At 42.1% G+C, this 16,946-nt stretch carries 16 protein-coding genes; 13 read left to right on the forward strand and 3 right to left on the reverse strand.

Annotation, left to right across the window (positions count from 1 at the left end; genetic code table 11):
• The first annotated feature begins 317 nt into the window (after positions 1 to 317).
• The 12 genes from BWI96_RS11800 (at position 318) to BWI96_RS11855 (ending at position 12,770) form a co-directional block, all read left to right on the forward strand.
• Positions 318 to 1,682: a site-specific integrase gene (locus BWI96_RS11800; RefSeq protein ID WP_106636831.1), complete on the forward strand. Its 1,365-nt coding sequence runs from the start codon at positions 318 to 320 to the stop codon at positions 1,680 to 1,682.
• Between the two features lie 43 nt (positions 1,683 to 1,725).
• Positions 1,726 to 2,466, forward strand: coding sequence for a Fic family protein (locus BWI96_RS11805; protein WP_106636832.1), 741 nt, complete (start codon positions 1,726 to 1,728; stop codon positions 2,464 to 2,466).
• 61 nt (positions 2,467 to 2,527) lie between these two features.
• A complete protein-coding gene (locus BWI96_RS11810) occupies positions 2,528 to 4,348 on the forward strand; it encodes a hypothetical protein (RefSeq protein ID WP_106636833.1) in 1,821 nt (606 codons plus the stop codon).
• 85 nt (positions 4,349 to 4,433) lie between these two features.
• On the forward strand, positions 4,434 to 4,724 hold the full coding sequence (locus BWI96_RS11815) for a helix-turn-helix domain-containing protein (RefSeq protein ID WP_106636834.1): 291 nt from the start codon (positions 4,434 to 4,436) through the stop codon (positions 4,722 to 4,724).
• The gene (locus tag BWI96_RS11820) at positions 4,721 to 5,194 is read left to right on the forward strand and encodes a hypothetical protein (protein WP_106636835.1); all 474 of its coding nucleotides are present in this window, start codon (positions 4,721 to 4,723) and stop codon (positions 5,192 to 5,194) included. Before BWI96_RS11815 ends, BWI96_RS11820 begins: the two co-directional genes overlap by 4 nt.
• Before the next feature lie 107 nt (positions 5,195 to 5,301).
• Positions 5,302 to 6,468 carry an AAA family ATPase gene (locus tag BWI96_RS11825; protein WP_157830331.1) on the forward strand — a complete coding sequence of 389 codons (1,167 nt, stop codon included), beginning with the start codon at positions 5,302 to 5,304 and terminating at the stop codon, positions 6,466 to 6,468.
• A gap of 139 nt (positions 6,469 to 6,607) precedes the next feature.
• Positions 6,608 to 7,582 (forward strand): DUF6371 domain-containing protein, encoded by a 975-nt coding sequence (locus BWI96_RS11830; protein WP_106636837.1) that lies wholly within the window; start codon positions 6,608 to 6,610, stop codon positions 7,580 to 7,582.
• A gap of 46 nt (positions 7,583 to 7,628) precedes the next feature.
• Complete coding sequence (locus BWI96_RS11835) at positions 7,629 to 7,937, forward strand: hypothetical protein (protein ID WP_232793691.1); 309 nt, start codon at positions 7,629 to 7,631, stop codon at positions 7,935 to 7,937.
• Positions 7,938 to 7,965: 28 nt separating this feature from the next.
• Complete coding sequence (locus BWI96_RS11840) at positions 7,966 to 8,496, forward strand: hypothetical protein (RefSeq protein ID WP_106636838.1); 531 nt, start codon at positions 7,966 to 7,968, stop codon at positions 8,494 to 8,496.
• Entirely contained in the window at positions 8,493 to 8,786 is a 294-nt protein-coding gene (locus tag BWI96_RS11845; RefSeq protein WP_106636839.1) for a hypothetical protein, read from the forward strand. Before BWI96_RS11840 ends, BWI96_RS11845 begins: the two co-directional genes overlap by 4 nt.
• 10 nt (positions 8,787 to 8,796) lie before the next feature.
• A complete protein-coding gene (locus tag BWI96_RS11850; protein ID WP_106636840.1) occupies positions 8,797 to 9,006 on the forward strand; it encodes a hypothetical protein in 210 nt (69 codons plus the stop codon).
• A 101-nt stretch (positions 9,007 to 9,107) separates the two neighbouring features.
• On the forward strand, positions 9,108 to 12,770 hold the full coding sequence (locus BWI96_RS11855) for a tape measure protein (protein WP_106636841.1): 3,663 nt from the start codon (positions 9,108 to 9,110) through the stop codon (positions 12,768 to 12,770).
• Positions 12,771 to 12,810: 40 nt separating this feature from the next.
• Here BWI96_RS11855 and BWI96_RS11860 read toward each other — a convergent pair whose 3' ends face one another.
• Complete coding sequence (locus BWI96_RS11860) at positions 12,811 to 13,956, reverse strand: DUF4236 domain-containing protein (RefSeq protein ID WP_106636842.1); 1,146 nt, start codon at positions 13,954 to 13,956, stop codon at positions 12,811 to 12,813.
• 92 nt (positions 13,957 to 14,048) lie between these two features.
• Here BWI96_RS11860 and BWI96_RS11865 point away from each other — a divergent pair, with 92 nt between their 5' ends.
• Entirely contained in the window at positions 14,049 to 14,807 is a 759-nt protein-coding gene (locus BWI96_RS11865; protein ID WP_106636843.1) for a hypothetical protein, read from the forward strand.
• Positions 14,808 to 14,916: 109 nt separating this feature from the next.
• Here the strand turns inward: BWI96_RS11865 and BWI96_RS11870 are convergent, their stop codons facing one another.
• Positions 14,917 to 15,795 (reverse strand): DUF3037 domain-containing protein, encoded by an 879-nt coding sequence (locus BWI96_RS11870; protein ID WP_106636844.1) that lies wholly within the window; start codon positions 15,793 to 15,795, stop codon positions 14,917 to 14,919.
• Positions 15,792 to 16,520 carry a HipA family kinase gene (locus BWI96_RS11875; protein ID WP_369804148.1) on the reverse strand — a complete coding sequence of 243 codons (729 nt, stop codon included), beginning with the start codon at positions 16,518 to 16,520 and terminating at the stop codon, positions 15,792 to 15,794. The genes BWI96_RS11870 and BWI96_RS11875 overlap by 4 nt, the downstream gene beginning before the upstream one ends.
• Positions 16,521 to 16,946 lie beyond the last annotated feature (426 nt).

Genomic DNA, 16,946 nt, shown 5'->3' on the forward strand with positions numbered 1-16,946 from the left:
ATATGTTGGCTTGTTTGTTGGCTCATCAAGCAAAAAAGCACCTAGCAAATGAATGCTAAGTGCCTGATTATGAGGGTGGGCCCTGTAGGTTTCGAACCTACGACCAATTGATTATGAGTCAATAGTTATCGCTTTCCCAGTGAATCCTACTATTTCCCTGTGTTGCTATAAAAGCACTGAATATCAGTATTGTAAATAAATTGTTTCCCCGTTCATTCTCATTGATAGCTGATTAATTCTTAGATTTGTTGGTGAGTTTGCTGGTGAGTTATGGGATTTTGAGAATAATCTAACCAGCACGATCTAACCAACCATGTATGAATACCACAAAAGCCGAAATCAAGCTTGCCTTTGATCCGTCATCGAATGGGAAGATTTCGGTGAAGCTTCGAGTCATCTTCCAGCGTGAGAACCGGAAATATTCTTTTCCAATCAAAGGCGGGGTGTTTCTAACCAAGGAAGACTTTGATAAGCTGGTTCGCTGCTACGAAGGCGGCTATGGTAAATCTGCTGAGCGGATACGCCATATCTATGACTCGCTAGAGCCTTTCATCAAGAAGGCAAAAGAGGTAGTAGACAAGCTTCCCGTGTTCTCCTTCGACGTTTTTAAAGAAGCCTTTTATCGAACAGATTCCGTAGTCGAGGACTTCGATAAAACGGACCTCTTACTAGCCATATCCAGAAAAGCCGATTCTATGCGTAAGCAGGGACGGGTAGGCAATGCTACTGCCTATGACGCCGCAGGAAGATCGTTGGCTCGCTACGTTAGCTCTCTATCTAAAGCGGATCGTCAAGACTTAGGGCTGGCTGCTTTGCCAAAGAAGGCCGCTTCTCCTGTCATTACGCTGACTTACAAAGAAGTTACGCCTGAACTATTAGCCGACTACGAAGGCTGGATGAAACGGTACGGCAAAAGCTCTCAAAGTCCTTCTGGCAAGCCTAGCCCAGCCTCTTCTACGACTATTGGCATCTACCTGCGTCACGTACGCTCGATGTTCAATGATGCTATTGACGACGGTATCATCTCCAAAGATGTGTATCCATTCGGCAAGAAGAGGTATGTGATTCCAGCGGGTAAGAACACGAAGAAGGCCCTGGATAAAGCAGACATCGATAAGATCATGGCTTATGAGTGTGCCCCTGGGATGGAACAACGGAGCCGTGACTTATGGGCGTTCTCTTACTACAGCAATGGCATGAACTTCGCCGATATTCTTCACCTCCGCTGGAAGGACATCGATAAGAAGAAAAATAAGATTGTATTCATTCGCAAGAAGACAGCCAGAACCAGAAAGGCAGATCAGTTGAAGATTCAGGCAATGTTGTTTGAGGAAAGCTGGGCCATCATTAAGCGTTGGAAGAATACAGACAACCGGCCTGATGCCTACGTATTCCCTTTTCTTGAAGAAACGATGGATGCTATACGCCAAAGAGCTATCATACGCCAGGTCATTAAAGTCACCAATAAGTACATGACCAAGATTGCCGAGGCAGTAGGGGTGGAGGGTGATGTAAAGACCTATGCAGCCCGGCATTCATTTGCCACGATCCTGCTTCGCTCAGAGGCTCCCATTGCCTTTATCTCACAGTCACTAGGGCATGCGAACATCGCCACGACGGAAGCATATTTAGGTAGCTTTGATGACGAGAAAACCAAGAAGTATTTAGAAGCGTTAATGTAACCCTTACGTAATTAGGGAACGTAACCGAGACAGATGCCATACAATGAATCATGAACCCCTATATACTACGTTAAACCAACTAAAGGCGGAGTTTGATAGCTATCGACACCTGGATAACGAACGTATCCGCCAGGCCATTGAGCTAGAATATACCTACGAATCCAACCGAATCGAAGGCAATACGCTGACTCTGCGGGAAACGGATCTGGTTATTAACGAAGGTATGACCATTGGTGGTAAACCTTTAAAAGACCATTTGGAGGCAATCAACCACCGCGATGCATTAGAGTTCATTAAAGACATTGCCCGTCGTGAGATACCAATCGATGAGCGGGTGTGTTTAGATATTCATGCGTTGATTCTTCGGGGAATCGATCCGAGAAATGCAGGGAAGTATCGGGATGTACCTGTATTAATCAGAGGAAGCAAGCATGTGCCTCCTGCGGCCTATGTCCTAGCAGAAGAAATGCAAAAACTTTGGAGTTGGTATGCAGAAGCTACGGGTCATCCCGTAGCCATTGCCGCCGAACTCCATGAAAGGCTGGTAACGGTCCATCCATTTATTGATGGCAATGGACGCACGGCCCGGCTGCTAATGAACCTGGTACTTATGCAACATGGATACCCGATTGCTATTTTGAAAGGTGATGTAGCTAGTCGTCTCCGCTATTATGATACGCTGGAACATGCTCAGACGACGGGCGATAAAGGCCCATTTATCACACTAGTTGGGGAAACCGTACAAGAAACGCTAGAGCGGTTGATTAAAACACTGAAAGGCTAATAAAACAAAAGCACCCGGAGACCGTGGTAAGTTGTCCGAGTGCTTGTAACCCATAAAAACGATGCAATTTAAGGATAATAAAGAAGTGTCTAAGGAATTTGTTGCTTCTCAAATAGACATTGACAATACTTTAAGTGATGAGATATACGATTACCTAGAGGCATCAGAACGGAAGATGGAAGAGATTTATGAGATACTAAATCCTTCAATTGTCTATGAAAGACTTATCAATGAGGAAAATCCTATAACCTATGAAGAAGCAGTAGAAGTATTGGCTATTTGGGATCAAATAGATTACGAAAACAAGCTTAAAGTTTGGAAAGCTTTCCAATTTCCTCACACGGTTTATTGTTTAAATCATGTGGAGTTAAGCTTTTACCCTGCCATGGCTAGGGTAAAAGCCTCTGAAATAGATAATAGTAGGATCGACTTATTTACAATTCTTCCTACCAATGATGTTCATCGTGCCAGCTTCATCAGTTGGTGCTTAGATTTTCAGATAGGCTCCGACCCTGTGACATCCATACCATCCAAAGAAGCATTTATAATGCAGGCTCGACGGCATCAAGAACCTATGCAATACATTAATGAAGTACGCCAAGTTATCGAAGATCGACTAGGCCATGCATATGATTTATATAGGTCCGTAAATGAAAAAATAAGAGACAACAACCCAAATGATCTTATTTTACAGCATTTTGAACTAAAAGAATGGCTTCTCTATATTGGTTATGACGATTCCAAGAGAGGCAATTGGCGAGCAGTTGAGCATTTAGATTGTAACTTCTTAAATATAGCTCCTTATCGGGTTTCCCATATAAGTGGTGCATTGAAAGGTTATCAGGCTGGACATTATGCTATGGAAGTCAGAACATTTATAAATGATTGCTCAGCCATATTGGATAGGAAAGAATCTAACCCTCTGCCTCAAGACGCTTTTGTTGATATTATTAACTCTTATACAGTGGCTGCCTTTGGTCTTAAAGGGTTATCTTCTTCAATTAGGAACATGGAATTTGCTTTGGCTCGCACTAGGGAACACAATCAAATTGAGGAAGAATATCGAGAGTATTATGAATGGGGATCACAATTAATAAGCGTTCCATTGAACTACAGGAGTAATGCGGTATTCTTCCATGAGTTAGTTACCAGGCAATACTTTGTGCATCTAAAATATCAACTATTAGATAAGTTCGCAGGGATTGCAGTGCCAATAGAGGTTATTAATCAAGAAATCAAGTTCATTGAGTCATTCATCTCTTTCTCTATTAATTACGATCCATCGAGATCAGTTATTGAAAACGGGAACAGCCCAGAAGACAAAAGCGAGTTTGCGGAATATCAAAGACTTCGCTTAGGTTATTACACATATACAAAGCTAATACATAGCTATCCGGCCATTGGCGAGAAGCGTCCTGTAAATGTTGCCGTCTATGCAGTTTGTCATCATTATCTTAACTACTTGAAACATATTAAGGCTGAAAGAGAAGGGGAAAAGCCTTTAGAACCTATAGCAAGTCTATCCTCGTCACAAACTCTGCCGAAATTAGACGTTGAGTTAGGCGGATACAGTGAAATGGAAGGAATAGCGATGTTGTATGGCTATTTAGGTATAAATATTACCCTAGAGGAAGCTAACTATATTGGAGAGTTATGTGATAAACAAGGAGGACAAGGTCTAATAAATAAGATAGTTAAATACTCACTCTCAAGGGAGAGGTATGGTCTGGGAAAAGAAGGAGAAAGGGGCTATAAGGCAAAGGCTAAGCGTTTTGACTGGGTAATTGAAAAGCTATCTGAAATGGGCCAGGGTAAAATCAAGAAAGTCGCCCAGGATGAAAAAAATAGATATATAGCTAATTATAGAGAGACCAACCCTTAATAGCAGCTTATTTCAGTTTAAACTAGTTAAACTAGTTAGTGTTTCCTGTCATGAAACCTTTGTGTCATCATTAAACACAAAGGTCATGACAGAACTAGCCAATCCCTTTTCTGCTATTTATTCGAGACTGGCTCGAATTGAAGAATTGCTTTTGGATATCAAGCATCTGCCTAATGCTGAGGTAGTAACTCGAGACGATGAAGCCTCATTTTTAACAGTTGCACAAGCTTCTAATTTTCTGGGGATCGCAGAGAAAACACTCTACAGCAACATCGGCAAGATTCCTCACCTTAAACGCCACGGGCGTCTGTACTTCCGCAAAGACGAGCTAGTAGGCTATTTAGAGGGCGGTCGAGTGAAAGGAGGTCGCAAATGAAAGCCACTCTCTTGCTCGAGAATAAATGGAATGAACTCAAGCGTCAGCAACGTCCTACTATTCCTTCTCATGCCATTCCCCGTACCAAATTCTCCGATTGCACTGCTAATGGGCTGGGTAAATGCCTAAAGACCTTCTCAATCGTTGAGCAATTCCAGTGTGAACGTATTTCTACCGAAGGAAGAGTCATTGATTCTCGCAAAACTGTACAGGACTGCTTAGGACATCGAAAAGTCATTGGAAGCATTAAGCGTATACCTACCTCCGGAATGAAGGGCAGTGCTGATTATAGTCTAACCATTAATGGCCGTTCGATAAAGGTCGAGATTAAAATTGGCAAGGATCGTCAGAGTCAAGCTCAAAAAGAGTATCAACGTCAGGTCGAAGCAGCCGGCGGCATTTACCTCATCATCTCTTCCTTCCAGCAATTCTACGACTGGTACCAGCAACAGAAAGGAGTACTCGCGTGAAATGGCGTCTTATTGCCCTTATCCAGACACTCAGCACTATTCAGTGGCAGGCATAAAAAAAGGGTTAACCCCGGCAGGTCAACCCTAAAACATAAATGTGTAATCACATGAATGATACAGTAAATATAAGCAATTCTGGTATACCAGACCCTATTTCCCCCCATGAAATAGAAGCAAATATTGAGCAATATACTAGAGAGGGGTTAACGCCTTTGGTATTAAAACTATCGGCGACTTCTCAAAAGCTAAAAGAACTCTCTAGTAAACCCGTTACACAGAGTGCACCACTGTTGGAGCTGAATGGCACTGGTATTTTTCGCAGGGGAACAGTCAATATGATCCAGGGACGCTTTGGCTCTCATAAGTCCAGATTAGCCGAATTATTAGCTTCACGGATGATCATGCGACCAGGGTGTACTAATAACTTCCTCGGTTTTAAAACTCCTTATCAGGAACGTTTTGCAGTGCTGTTTATTGACACTGAGCGAAGCGTTAAAGAGGAGCTTCCACCAGTGCTTCAGCGAATTAGGAAACAGGCTGGGTATGATCCATACAACGATCCTGATGGTTTTTATTATACTTCGTTGAAGGACCTAGATCGTAAAGAGCGACTTAATGCAGTCCGAGAATACCTCTCTTATATACGAAAGCAGACGTCTTACCATCTGTGTATCTTCCTGGATGTTTTAACTGACTGTGCTAGGTCCTTTAATGATGACTCTGACGCACTGAACTTACTCGACTTTTTAGGCAAGCTTACTGATGAGCACAATGCGACTGTATTTACTGTAGTACATGAAAACCCATCTGGCGTTGAGGCAAAGGCTCGTGGTCACGTAGGTACGGAAGCTACTAATAAGGCCAGCACAGTGCTTAGTATTGGTTACGATCGCACCGCTGAAGGCAAAGAGACGGATCTCATCAAAATCCAGTTCATTAAACTTAGGTCAGCTAAACGTCCTACCCCGATGTATCTGCAGTTTGACGCGGAAACTGCCAGCTTGAGAGAAGCAGATCCATCATTGATCATCAGCCCCGATAAAGCAGATCCATTAGATGAGTTGGCCGAGTTCCTCAGCGTAGAACTGAAAGAGCCTAAAAACTTCTCCCAACTCGTAGCGAAATCTAAGAATGCTAAGAATACTCTCAGAAAGCGGCTTGAAGAGTTCATGCAAGAGGAACGTGAAGTTTATGGTGATGAAGGCGAAGCGTACTACTTGACTACTGGGAATGGGCCTCAAAACTCTAAAATCTATAGCCTGAAACCTGTATAAATATAAGTGAGTCAGTCAATCAAACGCCTATATAGGGAATTGACTGACTGACTTAGAGAACACTTAGTCGGTCACTGCTGATCAACTGACTGACTAAGTGACAAACTTCTGACTATTAATTAGTTACATATTTTAAGCTATGAAAAACGAACTTCCACCCCTCAAACTAGATAATAACCGAAAACGCGTCGCAACTTGCCCCTGTAACAAATCCAATAAAGACGGCAAATTCGCTCCCTATATTGGCCATGACTGCTATGGTTACTGCCACGCCTGCGGAGATACGTTTCTGCCTCCTATCAATCGCGAAGAAGGCTACGATTACCAAATGACCGCTATCCAGCAGAGGCCTAAACTGCCGGAAGCACCCCCGTCGCTGATTCCGGATGACTTATTCAAGGCGACCCTGAAGAGCTACGAAGGCAACCATTTTGCTACGTTTTTAGAAAGCCTGTTTGGTGTTGTGCTGACCGCAAAGCTTTTGCTTATGTACTTTGTAGGCTCAGCTAAAGGAGGGAAGACTATCTTTTGGCAGATTACTCCCAAGGGTGAAGTTAGGGCAGGCAAGATCATGCGGTATGATCCAGTGACTGGGAAACGCTCGAAAACCGAGCATCCTAACTGGGTGCACTCAGTAATGGATCTGACAGACTTCAAATTGAAGCAAGTTCTCTTCGGCTCCCATCTACTAACGCCGGCTAATCAAAGCAAAACAATAGCCATCGTTGAATCAGAGAAGACTGCCATTCTAGCCTCGGCTTACCTGCACAACTACATCTGGCTGGCTACGGGTGGAAGCAATGGTCCCGGACTTACTTCTAAAGAAACGCTGGAGCTATTAAAAGGGCGTAGAGTCATTCTTTTCCCTGACGTAGGGGCTTATGCCAAATGGGAAGAGAAAGCTGCTCAGATGAGGACTATGGGCATTCAGGCACTTACTAGCTCCTTGCTTGAAAGCAAAGGACGTGATCATAACTGGGATTTAGCTGATGAGTTCCTAACCTACCGAGAACCGCTGACGCTGGAGACAGGTGAAGTTCTTAACTGGGCACTAACTGAACCCGACGGATACCCACTCTTCTGGGATCAACCCGTACAAAAATGTTCGCCCTAGATTCCTGCAAAACAACTTAAATTATCACTAAACCCCCACTAGTATAGTGGATTTGCTCACTACTTATGAAGTTCGAGAAAGGACACGAAAGAGGAGGCGGAAAAGCGGAACTCCCAACAAGACTACCGCTGACATCAAGGCCCGCATCAAAGCACTCATTGACGATAACTTTGACAGTATCGTTGATTCCATTGAGCTACTGGAGCCTAAGGACCAGGTAGCAGCTTATCTAAAGTTCTTAGAGTACATCCTACCCAAGCAGCGGGAAACGAAAATCGATATATCTAGCCTATCTGACGAGGAAGTAGACTCCCTTCTTGAAAAAGCTATGGAGAAGATGGACAACGAAGAGTAGTACTTAAACCAATAACCCCAAAACGTATATGAATCGCAGTGAAAAGTTACTTACGCTTAGCCTAGCTCTATCAGGGAATACTTCTCGATTAGAAAGGCTAAAAGAACTCAAACGACGTGAACTACTACCTTTCAAAGCAGTATGCGGAATCCTATCATTCTATGATGTACCTGACGAGCTGCTGGAACATGGAGTGTATTTCACTAATCATCCTACCAGGAGAAACGAAGATCTACTCTCTCTGCAGGAATATCTCGATTATTTTCAAGGTCTTGATCCGCAATTATTGCGTGGCCCTTTACCTAGAGGGATGATGCTTATAGAGAACTCAACAAATGCTTTTGATCATGTAATACTTGATTATATCGCAGTAACAGGGAAAGACTACTTGGAAAGGTATACTAGTGGTACTATAGCTAATCTCAAGCAATTGAATCTTTTAAATAGCTCACCTTTATCTGGTGAAGGAATCGTGCCCGATGGCCACTTTATTCCAGTTCGCCTGTACTTAGATAAGAACGAGTTTAACAGGTTTACACAACACCCCTTTATCTCATGAATCGGAAACTAAAAGAAGAGGCTTTAGCAGCCTTCCTATCGGGTAATCTCTCCCGAGTAAAGCAGATCCACGAACAACATAAGCCACCTGTAATTGTACAGGCAGATGAGGACGGGTCAGGTAACTATGCAAACGTGTCCATTAGGACGACTACAGGCAAAGCCACTGACCGGATCGTAGAATCACACGAACAGTTAACTAGCGAAGAGTTTGATAGGCTAGTAGATAAGGCGAAAAGGAAAGGACGTCCTTCGCTTCTCCTCTTTACTGATAACCGACTGAAACAATAAAAACACTCCTATGATGACAAATGAGCAAATGGAACAAATGATGGAAAGAATTAGGGTCAATTATGCAAATGATCGCGATGTGAAAAGTATGGAAGCTAATATTGAAAAGGTATTAGTCGAGTATATCGGTGTGCCGACCAATCCCAAAAGAATCAAAGTAATGGTAAATTCATATTCTTTGCTTGTACAGGCTACAACACCTCAAGAAGGCATTATTTAAAGTTTAGGTACTTAAGGACTCCATAGACTTTACAAGTGCCAAATCCTGGATTATCTTAGTAACGACGACGCGACAAATTCCGATAGCTAAACCCTCTTAGCATGTCGGCAATAATTAGACCGGATGACTTATACAGTCAGTCCGAATTTGAGCAAGCACTTCTAGCCCTGCAAAATTCGCATGCAGGGCTATCTAAATCTATCCAGGCTGACGTAAAGCGTACGGCTAAGGAATATCTTTCCCTTAAACAGCAACTCAAAGACATTGCGGCGGCGGCTGATAAGATTCAGCTAGGGGCCGGAGCGATGAAGCAACTTGTTGAGCTTAATAAAAAAGTTGAAGAGACGGCGGATCAGCACAATAAGGCAAAGGAGAAGATTAAAGAGCTTAACGACACGCTACGGGCGAATGGCGATTTTGTTGATAACGCCAAGGAAGCTGTTAAACGCCTTCAGAATGAGATTCGGGAACTGAGTAAATCAGGCGAAACAGAGCGTCAAACGATTACAAAACTTAATAATGAACTACGCCAATATCAGACAGCTATCAAAGTAGTAGAGACTGCCCAGAAGCAGGCTAAACAATCTATTGATTCAACACGGGCTTCCTATAGTCAACTTAACAAAGAGACTAATGAATTAACAGGCAAGCTTAGAAGTGTAGATAGTGCTCTTAAATCTTCTACCGGAGCGGTTAATAGGTATAACAAAGAGGCTTCAACTCTTCAGACACAAATTCAGAGTAATACAAAAGTTCTTAAAGTGCTTAATGCGGAAACGGGCAGTAGTAGAAGCTTATTTGAAGGGTATTCTGGTAGCTTAAGAAAGGTAAACAGCTCTGTCTCTCCAGTTGTAGGTTCACTCATGTCTCTTTCTGCTACACTCATTGGCGTAGGGTCAGCAATGGAAGCGGTAACGGCCTCTGCCAGGATTATTGCGACGATGGAGCGGCAAAACCTTGCTCTTCGCAATGCTTCTTCATCGACCTCTGAATTTAATACAAATCTAGAGCTAACCCGGAGAATTGCTTTGAGGACAGGAGCCCCGCTGGACGATACAGTAGATGCCCTCCGTAAGTTCACAGGAGCCGTGCGAGGTACATCGTTGGAGGGTGAAAAAGCCAGGCGGGTGTTCACTGCATTCTCTAACGCTTTTACAGCCAACGGAGCTAGTGCCGAAGAATTATCCAGAGCGACGAAAGCCCTTTCTGATATGATGTCAAAGGGTACTGTGTCCGCAGAAGAGCTAAAAGGTCAGCTAGGGGATGCCTTGCCGGGTGCTGTCAAGTTGTTTGCTGATGCCATGGGGGTTTCCCAGCGGGAACTCCTAAAGATGATGGAAAACGGCGAACTACTAGCGGAGGAGGTTCTTCCAAAGGTTGCTGCTCAGCTGGAGAAAATTACGGGCAGTAAGGCTCAGGAGAATTTGAAAACCATCTCTGGATCTTGGCAGGTGGTTCGCACAAACTTTCAGTTGTTCTTAGCTGAGTTTAATAAAACGGGCGTTATCTCTAACTTCTTTTCGGTACTCAATGGCAACTTAGCTAAATACCTGGACGCCCTTCGGTTATCTTACAAAAACGGCGGCTTAATGGGTATTACCAACTTGATGGGAATGTCAATTACGGATGCTTTGACAGGAAATCAGTTCAATGTTTCAGGAAATTATTACCGGAGCTTACAGGCAAAAGAATCCATTGAAAAGAATCATGATTCATTTGCCCAGGCTACGCCCGCTCAGCAGGCCCAGGCGATCAAAATGCAAACCAAAGCCGTAGAGGATCAGAAAAAGAAGGTCGCCGATTTGCAAAAAACGGTGGATAAGCTTAAAAGTGGCTACAAGGATACGTGGGCGGATGGAGGTAAGTCATACCGGATTTGGAGTGAAAATATCAACAAAGCCCGGAAGGATTTAAATGAAGCGAAAGGTACGCTTGAAAGCTACACGAATGGTTTGATCAAAATGGGTCGTGTTCAAGCTGAGACAGCCAAGAAAATACCAGCCCTTGGTAAGCCCCTTGATAAAACGACACCTGATACAATGACTTCTTCTATCCGAGATCAGATTGATGCGATCCCTAACGCTCTGATCGGGAAAAATGGCAAGGCAGAGTTAACAAAGGAGCAAACTAAGGCGTTAAAAGCTGCCCGGGATGAGGTTCTTCAATTATATAATACCCTTTCCAAAGGTGAAGTAGCTAGATTGAATTTAGCCTCATTGAAGAATGAACTAAACGAGCTTCTGTACGGAAGAAAGGAAAATAAATCTGGAGCTTCAGCGGCTCAAAAAGAGCTTCGCAAGCAATTCACCACCATTCAAGGGTTTATTAAGGATTATCAAGACGAGCTTCAAAAATTTGTACTCAATGGTGATAATTGGGATGTATTGGAAGCTATTCGTAAAAGATTGCAAGAGAGTATGCCTAAGCTTGAAAAAGAAATGGGCAAAGGCGATCAGAAAGCTAAAACATTACTTGGGAAGATTACTGATACCTTCCGTAATAAAATGCCCTGGCTTAAGCCTTTAGAATACGACACAGATACAGTCTTTGGGCAAGCTTTGAAGGATGGCGAGAAGTTCCGCAAGTTCATTGAGGATAAGGGCTTTACGAACGCTCTCAAAAAGATTCAAAAGGAGGTTTTCGGGGATTCTACCAAGTTCCGGGAACAAGCCGCCAATGCCATTAAACCCGGCGGGGGCCTGGCTGAGCGAGTGTCCGAGAGGGCTGGCAAACAGTCTGACATTTATATGCAGTATCAGCAAGAATCTGGCTTCCTTAAGTCAGAGCTAAATATGTATATACTGATCAAGAATTCAGAAAGAGCCATACTACAAGATCATTTAGACAAGATTTATCAATATGAATTGGCTGGTGATCACAAGATGGCTCAACTCGAAAGGAATGCATACGAAAGAAGAAAAAAGCAGATACTAGATGAAGCACACATAAAACAACAGACAGTAGAAGAGTCTTTGCAATTGGCGACCACAATTGCATCTGGTGTTTTCGAAGTAATGTCCGCCTACAGGCAAAAAGAATTAGATGCTCTCTCTAAACAAAAAGAACACGAGTTGGGATTGGCTGGAGACAATAAAAATGCTCAAGCCAAAATCAATAAAGAGTTTGAGAAAAAAGAGGCAGCTATCAAGCTTAAGCAAGCCAAAGCAGATAAAGATAATGCATTATTTCAGATTGCCGTAAACACAGCTATTAACGCATCACGGTATTTACCTACGAACCCTTTATTCTACGTAGCATTAGCATCTGGGGCCGTTCAAGCAGCAATCGTATTAGCCAAACCCCTTCCTCAATTCTTCAAAGGAACCAACTATTCCCCCGAAGGCCCGGCAATGGTAGCCGAATACGGTCCCGAGCTTATTCAGGGGCCTAAAGGCGACATGCGAATCGTTTCTGAGCCGTCCATTGTGAATCTGGAGAAGGGTTCGAAGGTGAAAACGGCCTTTGAAACCAGCCAGCTTCTTAAACGAATGGAAGATGCGGAGCTTATGAGGGCTATCGGTCCCGGACACTGGCAACGAAAGATCGACGAAATCGAGACACTTCGCCACCAAAACGATTTCAACCGACTTGTGAGTGCCATGAAACAAAGTTCACTATCGGAAGCTATGGTTGAACGAGCTTTTGCCAGAGCATTAGACTCCCGGCCCGAAAAAGGAGTGATTATGGATGCGAAAGGCTATCGGGAATACGAGATCAAGCAAAAACAGAAAGCGGAATACCTAAGCCGCAAAACAGGCTTTTAGTTAAGAGGAGCCAGGTAGATTGCCTGGCTCCTCAACTGCTTTAAACCGCTTGTAATGCTTTAAGATTAATTATGGTCTTTTGATAATCTAAGAATGCATAGGCAAATTCTTCAGCAGCTTCGTAATTGCTAAACTCGTACTGTTCGTTGAGGCCCGTATTACTCCTAAGCTCAATATTTCCATATCGAGCAATTGGAATCTGATAGTTGCCTTTAAAACGCTTATCTCTACTACCATTTTTATTAACCTTCGCCCATGTATATTCTATTACTTTGCTGTCTTTCGGGACTGATTCGGTTTCGACGAACCTAGTAGGGGAGAATAGAAATTTTAATTCATCATATCCTACTACGGCAAGCTCTTTTCTACTTCTATAGGCAATCATAAAACTAGGGTAGAAATAAAGATCAGCTCCATTGATGTTCTTGAAAAAGAACGGCTCGTAATCGGTCATTATATCCGGAATAGTTTTAAGGCCTATATAGGTCTGTTTCCTAGTTACTATCCTTGAGGCAGCTGAACGTGTCTTTTTACGATCATGATAATACGAAGATGTTCTATCCCAAATTTTATGACTACCAGCCATTACTTTAAAAGCATTCTGCATTCGGTCAAATTTAGCTTGAATTGTAGGATCAAATTCTACCTCAAGCTTCACAAAGGAATTCTTTTCCTGCTCTTTCAGTGCTTCAAGAATTTCTTTTTGCGAAGCAATATCTCCCTTAAAGCTCTCGGAAAGCTTCTTATTAAAAAATCCTAAAAGGAACGCATAGCTACAGGCCAACTTGAACTTTGATCCAAACGATGCCAGTCGGACCTCCCTAATGCTTTTAGCAATCGAATTCCTCTGCTCATGCGTAGACAAGATTAAGTCTTTGATTCCTTGCATATCTTGGCTTGTAATTTGCTGGACATCTACACTGATGATATTATCAGGAAGATCGGACGTAAATGATGGTACAGGGGACTCTTCCGGTACATAAGAAGAGGGGGACGCACCAGGCTTATCAAGCCTTTCTCGATAAGAGATACCTGTACCCGGTATACTTGCATAGCCGTAAACACCTCGACCAGAGAAGTTGACTCCAGCTCCTCGAATGCCAATCGAGGTACTAACTCCTTTAGAACTGAAATTTAAACGAACGCCAGGAATGATTTTGACGCTTTTGCGGAATCGCCATGCCATAATTCGAGATTGAAAAGGTTTGATATAGTAGGTTAATTTATTGAATGAACGAAAGTTGAATTAAATTTACAAAGCTTCTTACAAAGAATAATATGAGTGTAACAGAGATACCAAAGGAGAATTGGAAAGATAAATCTATTGCTTTGAGTAAGGCAATGCTATCAATGGCACCACCTATTGAAGGCATTCCAGTAGGTTCGATAATTGGAGAGTTGATCTCTCTCTTTGTTACTACACCACATTCTAAAAGTATGGAAAAATGGATGCATACAGTAGCGGAAAGGATCGTGTATGTCGAATCCCAAATAGGTCAAGAGGTATTATTAGAGTTGATCCAAAAGGACGAGTTCACTACATATTTTGCTGAATGTTGTAGAATTGCTACCAAAAATCATCAAGAGGAAAAGCTGCTAATGTTGAGAAACTCATTTGATAATTACTTCTTTAAGGCTGATATACATTTTGATAAAAAATATACTTTTCTACGTATAGTTGATGAGCTAACCGTTACGCATCTATCTATCCTGAACTTCATTGAAAATAATGAAGGATACATCATTCATAATATTAAGGACTATGAGAACCTTTATAAGTTGTACATCGGGAGTAGGCCTGAGATAGATAGGTATTTTTTAAGACGTTGTGTCCGGGACTTAGAAACTCAAGGGCTAGTGCGTATCAATAACGATTTCAAGGACTTCATACATGGCCAAGGATTTGCTTCCGACACTCATACACCTTCAATCAAATTAATTGATTTGGGGGCGGAGTTTTTACAGTTTGTAAGAGAGTCTAAAGGTTCTAATGACCAATCCTTCAATTCTGAGCAAGGGGGGGTATCTAAATCTTAGAAAAAGGGGTTGAATAGATAGTAACAAACCGTTCGCTCAAGAGTATATGTAGGTGGAGGCGAAAGGTTATCAAAAAAAGAACCCGGACACTAGCCGGGTTCTACTTATATTAGCTTTTACGAATAGGAATATGATCCGATACTTCCCTGATAGTCTTTTGAGTATAAGTCTCTAATTCGTCCTCTTCAACTACTGTTACTATACCATCATTCTTCTTAAGAAGATCTACAGACTTTTCGTATTCGTCCAGCAAATTAATGTTCGAAGGCTTAGTTACCAGAATATCAAAATGCTGGCGATTTTTGTGAGCAACTTCACTTAAGTGGTTAAGCTTCGCATTGTATAAGACAGCTTTGTCATTAATAGAGTGGTTACTTGCTAAATCAAAACTTAAGGGCTTCACGAGGTGTTCTACTCCATTTTGCCAAGATATATCAATCTTGATCGATGTCAGATCAGTCGCAATGGTCTTGGGCTCTTCCTTGATGTAGTTTTTATAGCTAACGTTAATAAAACTATTTTTGTACTTTCTAACAATGTAGTCTTCATCGCGAACAGTAATTGATTCCTCTTCTTCCCAATCTCCAAAATAAAGATTGAAGTAATCGTTCGCTATAGAAGAAATGTCTGAATTATAGGTAATTCCAACTTTAGTTCGAGAAAACTGTAGTGACGAGGCATCTACATTCAAAAACTGCTTACTTATAAAAGTATCTGGGCTGTCTTTGAAGATATGCTCACTGAAGAGATTCCATTTGTTTGAAACTTCACGAGCTTTGGACTCGAACGTCTTTAAATACCCTTTAACAAGTTGTTCTTGAAAACTGCTTTTGTAGGCATTCCTCAGCCTTGTCAGCTTAGACAACCGGCGAAATATTATTTTGCGGTGTTCGGGGAAGATGAATAGTATTCCAACATTTAGAATCTCTCCCGACACTGCCGAGTGGTTATATTGAAGCAGGCTATATGTGAAAGGAGATGGTTTCATGATAATAACGATTGACGCAAAAAGGTTACAAAATTAGAACTATTCGCTTTAAATTCAGATAAGTATGCTTTTAAAGTTACAACGTCAAGTATCGGGATTTTATGATCATTGAGTATTTTAACGTTTTTATCTATGCAATCAACATTCAGAATCTTAGAATACTCTAAAAACGTACCAAACATCTCCAGCTTATCAGGCTTTTTGGAAGCCTTGAGATAGGGATACATCAAATGCCCCTCAATAGGATAGGTCAAAGTACCAGACTTAAGTTCATTAATTTTGTTATTATCTATTAACAAACTATACTCATGATCTATCAAGGAAAGCTCTCCCTCGTGTAACAGCACATTAGGCTTCTCCTTTCTTCTATCAAAATTCTGAATTAGTACATCAAAGGCATACAGTGTGTCTAGGTAGTGCAGCCCATTTAGCGTTTCCCGCTTGAGCTCAGCTTCTAAAAGCAAAGAACCTTCTAGGTATTCTGTAGCAAAGAAGGGTCTGAATGAATCACATTTGCCAAATGCTTCTTGCAAATCAGTGGGGAGTTGTTCGCGTAACTCACTACTCACTTTAACTAAAGCAATGGGAGGCGAAAATAACTCAAACTCAGTTGCTAAAGTTGACGCTAGTACTTCTTTCGCAATCACACAGTGATTTTCTACTTCATGTTTTGGGTAAACTTTAACTACATACGGCTTAAGCCACTTAGGGTCGCTACTAAAAATATAGGTGGTTTGCTACGCCCCCCCTTCTCTATCCTTTTTACAAAACTTATGGCATCAAATACTTGTATATCAGGCATGGGTAGGCAAAAAATTAGAGCTTTAGCCAATTAGTAAAGCAATATATCCTTGATTATTGAAGTAAAAAACACTCAATCTATATTATCAATCAATGATTTAAATTCATAGTACTGATAATCAGCAGTATTTTCTCTGAGTGTACTATATTAGCACCTATTGACTCGCCTCAGTAACATGCATCTTCTTGCCATACGGCACAGCAATAGCGATCAGGCAGGATAGACAGAGACGGGGGCTTTCCTAAGATCGTACTTCTATGGGCAATTATAGAGGAAATTAGTATAAACGGCGGTGGAGTGCCTGCATTCATTCTCGCGTGAAAGGGTACCTGTTCAACCCTCCCCGGTA

Source organism: Siphonobacter sp. SORGH_AS_0500 (assembly GCF_002838835.1).
Taxonomy (GTDB): Bacteria; Bacteroidota; Bacteroidia; order Cytophagales; family Spirosomataceae; genus Siphonobacter.

Excerpts from the sequence above, each read along its gene's own strand:
- BWI96_RS11800 (WP_106636831.1), top strand. The coding sequence starts at position 318 with ATGAATACCACAAAAGCCGAAATCAAGCTTGCCTTTGATCCGTCATCG.
- BWI96_RS11805 (WP_106636832.1), top strand. The coding sequence starts at position 1,726 with ATGAATCATGAACCCCTATATACTACGTTAAACCAACTAAAGGCGGAG.
- BWI96_RS11810 (WP_106636833.1), top strand. The coding sequence starts at position 2,528 with ATGCAATTTAAGGATAATAAAGAAGTGTCTAAGGAATTTGTTGCTTCT.
- BWI96_RS11815 (WP_106636834.1), top strand. The coding sequence starts at position 4,434 with ATGACAGAACTAGCCAATCCCTTTTCTGCTATTTATTCGAGACTGGCT.
- BWI96_RS11820 (WP_106636835.1), top strand. The coding sequence starts at position 4,721 with ATGAAAGCCACTCTCTTGCTCGAGAATAAATGGAATGAACTCAAGCGT.
- BWI96_RS11825 (WP_157830331.1), top strand. The coding sequence starts at position 5,302 with ATGAATGATACAGTAAATATAAGCAATTCTGGTATACCAGACCCTATT.
- BWI96_RS11830 (WP_106636837.1), top strand. The coding sequence starts at position 6,608 with ATGAAAAACGAACTTCCACCCCTCAAACTAGATAATAACCGAAAACGC.
- BWI96_RS11840 (WP_106636838.1), top strand. The coding sequence starts at position 7,966 with ATGAATCGCAGTGAAAAGTTACTTACGCTTAGCCTAGCTCTATCAGGG.
- BWI96_RS11845 (WP_106636839.1), top strand. The coding sequence starts at position 8,493 with ATGAATCGGAAACTAAAAGAAGAGGCTTTAGCAGCCTTCCTATCGGGT.
- BWI96_RS11850 (WP_106636840.1), top strand. The coding sequence starts at position 8,797 with ATGATGACAAATGAGCAAATGGAACAAATGATGGAAAGAATTAGGGTC.
- BWI96_RS11855 (WP_106636841.1), top strand. The coding sequence starts at position 9,108 with ATGTCGGCAATAATTAGACCGGATGACTTATACAGTCAGTCCGAATTT.
- BWI96_RS11860 (WP_106636842.1), bottom strand. The coding sequence starts at position 13,956 with ATGGCATGGCGATTCCGCAAAAGCGTCAAAATCATTCCTGGCGTTCGT.
- BWI96_RS11865 (WP_106636843.1), top strand. The coding sequence starts at position 14,049 with ATGAGTGTAACAGAGATACCAAAGGAGAATTGGAAAGATAAATCTATT.
- BWI96_RS11870 (WP_106636844.1), bottom strand. The coding sequence starts at position 15,795 with ATGAAACCATCTCCTTTCACATATAGCCTGCTTCAATATAACCACTCG.